This window comes from Streptomyces africanus, assembly GCF_002150735.1.
Classification (GTDB): domain Bacteria; phylum Actinomycetota; class Actinomycetes; order Streptomycetales; family Streptomycetaceae; genus Streptomyces; species Streptomyces africanus.
This window is the reverse complement of the sequence record NZ_MUKA01000418.1, coordinates 1-4,730: the sequence shown is the minus strand read 5'-3', so window position 1 is coordinate 4,730 and position 4,730 is coordinate 1. Positions and strand designations below refer to the sequence as shown.

Sequence of the window (4,730 nt, the reverse complement as noted above, 5' to 3'; positions counted from 1 at the left end):
GGGTGCCGTCCGCGCCCACCCGTGCCGCCCCAGCGGCACGACTGCCCGCGGATCACTAACCCGGAATCAGGCCGTCGTCGCTGAGGAGCTCCCGGACGTCCTCCAGCGTCGCGTCCGGGGACGGAAGGATCAGTTCCGAGGGTTCCAGGAAGTCGTCCGGGAGGGGCTCGCCCAGGTCTCGGACCCTGGCCAGCAGAGCCTGGAGGGTGCGGCGGAAGCCGGGGCCGTCGCCGTTCTCCATTTCCGCCAGGAGCTCGTCGTCCAGCTTGTTCAGTTCGGCGAGGTGACCGTCGGCCAGCCTCACCTGGCCCTCCCCCATGATCCGTACGATCATGTCGCCCTCCTAGGCGTGGGCCCCTACTGCTTGTCGAAGCGCGGGGTGTCCTGCGGCTGCTGCTGGGACTGCTGCTGGCTCGTGCCACCTTCGAGGGCCTGCTGCCCGGCGCTCGAACCTCCGGCCAGCTCGGCCTTCATCCGCTGAAGTTCCAGCTCTACATCCGTACCACCGGAGAGCCGGTCCAGCTCGGCCTGGATGTCGTCCTTGTGCATGCCGGACTGGTCGTCGAGGGCGCCGGAGGCGAGCAGCTCGTCGATCGCGCCGGCGCGGGCCTGGAGCTGGGCCGTCTTGTCCTCGGCGCGCTGAATCGCCAGGCCGACGTCGCCCATCTCCTCGGAGATGCCGGAGAAGGCCTCGCCGATCCGGGTCTGCGCCTGGGCCGCCGTGTACGTCGCCTTGATGGTCTCCTTCTTCGTACGGAAGGCGTCGACCTTGGCCTGGAGCCGCTGGGCCGCGAGGGTGAGCTTCTCCTCCTCGCCCTGGAGCGTCGCGTGCTGGGTCTCCAGGTCGGTCACCTGCTGCTGGAGGGCGGCACGGCGGGACAGCGCTTCCCGGGCCAGGTCCTCACGGCCCAGCGCGAGCGCCTTGCGGCCCTGGTCCTCCAGCTTGGTGGACTGGGACTGCAACTGGTTCAGCTGGAGTTCCAGGCGCTTGCGCGAGGTCGCCACGTCGGCGACGCCGCGGCGGACCTTCTGGAGCAGCTCCAGCTGCTTCTGGTACGAGTAATCGAGGGTCTCGCGCGGGTCCTCGGCCCGGTCAAGGGCCTTGTTCGCCTTCGCGCGGAAGATCATCCCCATACGCTTCATGACACCGCTCATGGGCTTCGCGCGCCCCCTTCTGACCGACTCCGGCAGCTGCTCCTGCGACAGAACCCACAGTACGGGCCCTGCATCCATTACCGCACTGTTCGGGGACTGATGCGCTCATCCCCAAGGACGACTGAGCACGCGCCCGCTCCGGCGTAGGGAGTAGGTGGTCCCCGGGGTCACCGGGGATACCCCCGGTAACCGGAGACGTACCTCCGGGGAACGACCGGGTGCGTACACAACGTCCCCTCTGTCCCCTTACTGACGACTGGTGTTGCCGGATCGTTCCCCATGGGACTGGGGTCCATGCCCGGGAAGCCCTTACCCTTGGGTTTTGTGTTCCGTAGCCGTGCGAAGGATGAGAAGGCCCAGGCCGCCGACAAGGCGCCGGTGAACTTCTCCAAGCAGCCCCGCGACCCGCAGGCCCCGAAGGGCAGGCCCACGCCCAAGCGCAGTGAGGCCCAGTCCCAGCGCCGCAGCGTCGCCAACACGTCGATGACGCGGAAGGAGGCCGCCAAGCGGCAGCGCGAGGAGCGCCGCAGCGCGCTGGAGCGCCAGCGCCAGGCGCTGGCGAGCGGCGACGAGCGGTACCTGCCCGCGCGTGACAAGGGGCCGGTCCGCCGGTTCGCGCGCGACTTCGTCGACTCGCGGTTCAACATCGCGGAGTTCTTCCTGCCGATGGCCGTCGTCATCCTCGTGCTGAGCATGGTGCGGGTGGGCGCGCTGCAGAACATCGCGCTGCTGCTGTGGCTCGTGGTGATCGTGCTGATCGTGCTCGACTCGTTCGTCACGGCGTTCCGCCTGAAGAAGCAGCTGAACGAGCGCTTCGCGGGTGAGAACCGGCGCGGCGCGGTCGCCTACGCCCTGATGCGCTCTCTCCAGATGCGCCGGCTCCGGCTGCCGAAGCCGCAGGTCAAGCGCGGAGAGCGGCCCTGACCGCGACGTCGTTCTCCGGGGGCGCGGCGGATGCCTGGCTGGACAAGCTGGGCGGGCTGCGCGATGTCGTCCGGCAGGAGCTGGTGGCCCGGCAGCTGGACGAGCAGATCGTCGGGCGGTTCCCGGTCGGGCAGCGGCTGCGGGTGCTCGACGTGGGCATGGGTCAGGGCACGCAGGCGCTGCGGCTGGCCCGGGCCGGGCACCAGGTGACCGGTCTGGAGCAGGACGCGAAGATGATCGCCGTGGCCCGGGAGGCCCTCGCCGGGGAGCCGGAGGGCATCCGGGAGCGGATGCAGATCATCGAGGGCGACGGCCGGGACACCGGCGTGCACTTCCTGCCGGGCAGTTTCGACGTGGTCCTGTGCCACGGCGTCCTGATGTACGTGGAGGAGCCCGACCCGCTGCTGGCGGGCCTGGCCCGGATGCTCGCGCCCGGCGGTCTGCTGTCCCTGCTCGTGCGCAACGGGGACGCGCTCGCGATCCGGCCGGGGCTGTCCGGCGACTGGGCGGGGGCGCTGAGCGCCTTCGACACCGTCTCCTACCGCAACCGTCTCGGCCTCGACGTACGGGCCGACCGGCTGAAGGACCTGACCGCGACGCTCGCCGGGATCGGGGCGCCGCTGCACGCCTGGTACGGGGTGCGCGTGTTCACGGACGCGGCGGCGGACGGCGCCGATGTCCCGGCCGACGTGGAGACACTGCTCGCGGTGGAGGAGAAGGCCGGCCGGACGGATCCGTACCGCGGGGTGGCGGCGCTGCTGCACCTGTGCGGCGTGCGCGGCTGACACACCCGGACGAGGGGATGGGGCGAGGGCCGTGGGCCCCCGCCCCGGGGCTCACGCGTCGGCCGCGTGCAGGCTCATCGGCCCGTAGATCTGCGTGGCGTCCTCGAACAGCCGCACCTGGTCGGCACCGCCTTCCAGCAGGGCCTTCCAGTGCTCCCCGATCCAGGACTCGGCGTCCCCCTGGGTGGGGAACTCCTCCGGCGGCACCGCGGGCTGGACCTCCGTCCCGTCGGTCTTCTCGAACCGCCACGTCCATGCCGCCATGTACGCCTCCCATGTGTGTTGAGCACACTGCACAGCGGAAGCCGGATCTTGGTCCGGCTCCTGCCCAGAGCCTAAGCGCTCCGCTGGGTTCGGCGTGATAGGCCCTGCGGGAGTGCGGGTGGTTGGGCCCGTGCGGGTCGTGTGGGGCTGGTCGCGCAGTTCCCCGCGCCCCTGTCGGGGCGTCTCCGCAACGCATGTCCCATGCTCACGGGTGAGAATCGGGGCGTGGAACTGACTCTGCTCGGCACCGGCGCCCCCGCGGGGCTCCCCCGCCCCGACTGTCCCTGCGCGGCCTGTGCGGCTGCCCTCGGCCCCGACGCGCGGGCGGCCACCGCGCTGCTCCTGGACGGGGCGCTGCTGCTCGACCTGACGCCCGGGGCCGCGTTCGCGGCGGCGCGGGCGGGCCGTTCCCTGACCGGCGTACGGCAGGTGCTGCTGTCGCATCCGCACGACGGGCCGGCGGTCGAGGTGCCGGCCGGGCTGCCGCAACCCGGACGGGTGCCGGACGGGCGGGAGTTGACGCTGCTGACAGGTCACCGGGTGCGGGCGGTGGCGATGGACGCGCCGGGCACGGGGTACGCGGTGACCGGGCCGGAGGGGCAGCGGCTGCTGTACCTGCCGCCCGGCGGGGCGCCGGCGGGGCTGGAGGAGCCGGCCGAGTCGTACGACATGGTGCTCGCGGACGTCGTGGGGCGGCCGGACGCGCTGGCGAAGCTGCGGGCGGTGGGCGCGGTGGGGCCGACGACCGATGTGGTCGCCGTCCATCTGGACCACGACGTGCCGCCCGGTCCTGAGCTCGCGCGGCGGCTCGCGGCGGCCGGGGCGCGGGCCGTGCCGGACGGGACGACGCTGGCGGTGGGGGTGTACGAGGACGTGCCGGACCTGCCGCGGCGGACGCTGGTGCTGGGCGGGGCGCGGTCGGGCAAGTCGGTGGAGGCCGAGCGGAGGCTGGAGGCCTTTCCGGACGTGCTGTACGTGGCGACGGGTGGGTCGCGCAACGGGGATACCGAGTGGTCGGCGCGGGTGGCCGCGCACCGGGAGCGGCGGCCGGGGTCGTGGCGGACGGTCGAGACCTGCGATCTGGTGCCGTTGCTGGAGGCGGAGGGGCCGCCGTTGCTGATCGACTGTCTGTCGTTGTGGCTGACGGATGCGATGGATGCGGCGGGGGCGTGGGACGACGCGGTGTGGGCGGAGCGGGGGGAGAAGGCGTTGCGCGAGCGGGTGCGGGAGTTGACGGAGGCGGTGCGGTCGACTCGGCGGACCGTTGTGGCCGTGTCGAACGAGGTGGGGTCGGGGATCGTGCCGTCGACCGCGTCGGGGCGGCGGTATCGGGATGAACTCGGGCGGTTGAACGCGGGGTTCGCGGACGAGTGTGAGCATGTGCTGTTGGTGGTGGCGGGGCAGGCTGTGGTGCTGCGGGGGTGAAGGGTGCGCGGCGTCTGGGCTGAGGTGGGGTGGGTGCGCAGCCCGGCGGAGCGGGGTGCCGCTGCGCCCACCCGTGCCGCCTGGGGGCACCTCCCAGGCCCTTGAGGCACTGGGGGAGGCACGACTGCCCGCAGCTAAGCCCGGCGAGACGCGCGTTCTAGAGCGCCTCCTCCGGCT

6 protein-coding genes are annotated in these 4,730 nt (G+C 72.3%); 3 read left to right on the top strand and 3 right to left on the bottom strand.

The window, feature by feature from the left end:
• Positions 1 to 55: 55 nt before the first annotated feature.
• Together pspAA and CCL05_RS38190 are read right to left on the bottom strand one after the other, a co-directional pair.
• The gene (gene pspAA / locus CCL05_RS38195; RefSeq protein ID WP_086565215.1) at positions 56 to 334 is read right to left on the bottom strand and encodes a PspA-associated protein PspAA; all 279 of its coding nucleotides are present in this window, start codon (positions 332 to 334) and stop codon (positions 56 to 58) included.
• 23 nt (positions 335 to 357) lie between these two features.
• Positions 358 to 1,143, bottom strand: coding sequence for a PspA/IM30 family protein (locus CCL05_RS38190; protein ID WP_086565214.1), 786 nt, complete (start codon positions 1,141 to 1,143; stop codon positions 358 to 360).
• A 336-nt stretch (positions 1,144 to 1,479) separates the two neighbouring features.
• Here CCL05_RS38190 and CCL05_RS38185 point away from each other — a divergent pair, with 336 nt between their 5' ends.
• Together CCL05_RS38185 and CCL05_RS38180 are read left to right on the top strand one after the other, a co-directional pair.
• The gene (locus tag CCL05_RS38185; RefSeq protein ID WP_086565213.1) at positions 1,480 to 2,079 is read left to right on the top strand and encodes a DUF3043 domain-containing protein; all 600 of its coding nucleotides are present in this window, start codon (positions 1,480 to 1,482) and stop codon (positions 2,077 to 2,079) included.
• An 83-nt stretch (positions 2,080 to 2,162) separates the two neighbouring features.
• On the top strand, positions 2,163 to 2,864 hold the full coding sequence (locus CCL05_RS38180; protein ID WP_086565212.1) for a class I SAM-dependent methyltransferase: 702 nt from the start codon (positions 2,163 to 2,165) through the stop codon (positions 2,862 to 2,864).
• A 51-nt stretch (positions 2,865 to 2,915) separates the two neighbouring features.
• Here CCL05_RS38180 and CCL05_RS38175 read toward each other — a convergent pair whose 3' ends face one another.
• Entirely contained in the window at positions 2,916 to 3,128 is a 213-nt protein-coding gene (locus tag CCL05_RS38175; RefSeq protein WP_086565211.1) for a hypothetical protein, read from the bottom strand.
• 225 nt (positions 3,129 to 3,353) lie between these two features.
• Between CCL05_RS38175 and CCL05_RS38170 the strand changes: the two genes are divergently transcribed.
• Entirely contained in the window at positions 3,354 to 4,553 is a 1,200-nt protein-coding gene (locus CCL05_RS38170) for a bifunctional adenosylcobinamide kinase/adenosylcobinamide-phosphate guanylyltransferase (RefSeq protein ID WP_086565216.1), read from the top strand.
• The last annotated feature ends 177 nt before the right edge of the window (positions 4,554 to 4,730 follow it).

What these genes read in the sequence shown, in the direction of transcription:
- CCL05_RS38175 (WP_086565211.1), bottom strand. Translation starts at nt 3,128, where the DNA reads ATGGCGGCATGGACGTGGCGGTTCGAGAAGACCGACGGGACGGAGGTC.
- pspAA (WP_086565215.1), bottom strand. Translation starts at nt 334, where the DNA reads ATGATCGTACGGATCATGGGGGAGGGCCAGGTGAGGCTGGCCGACGGT.
- CCL05_RS38190 (WP_086565214.1), bottom strand. Translation starts at nt 1,143, where the DNA reads ATGAAGCGTATGGGGATGATCTTCCGCGCGAAGGCGAACAAGGCCCTT.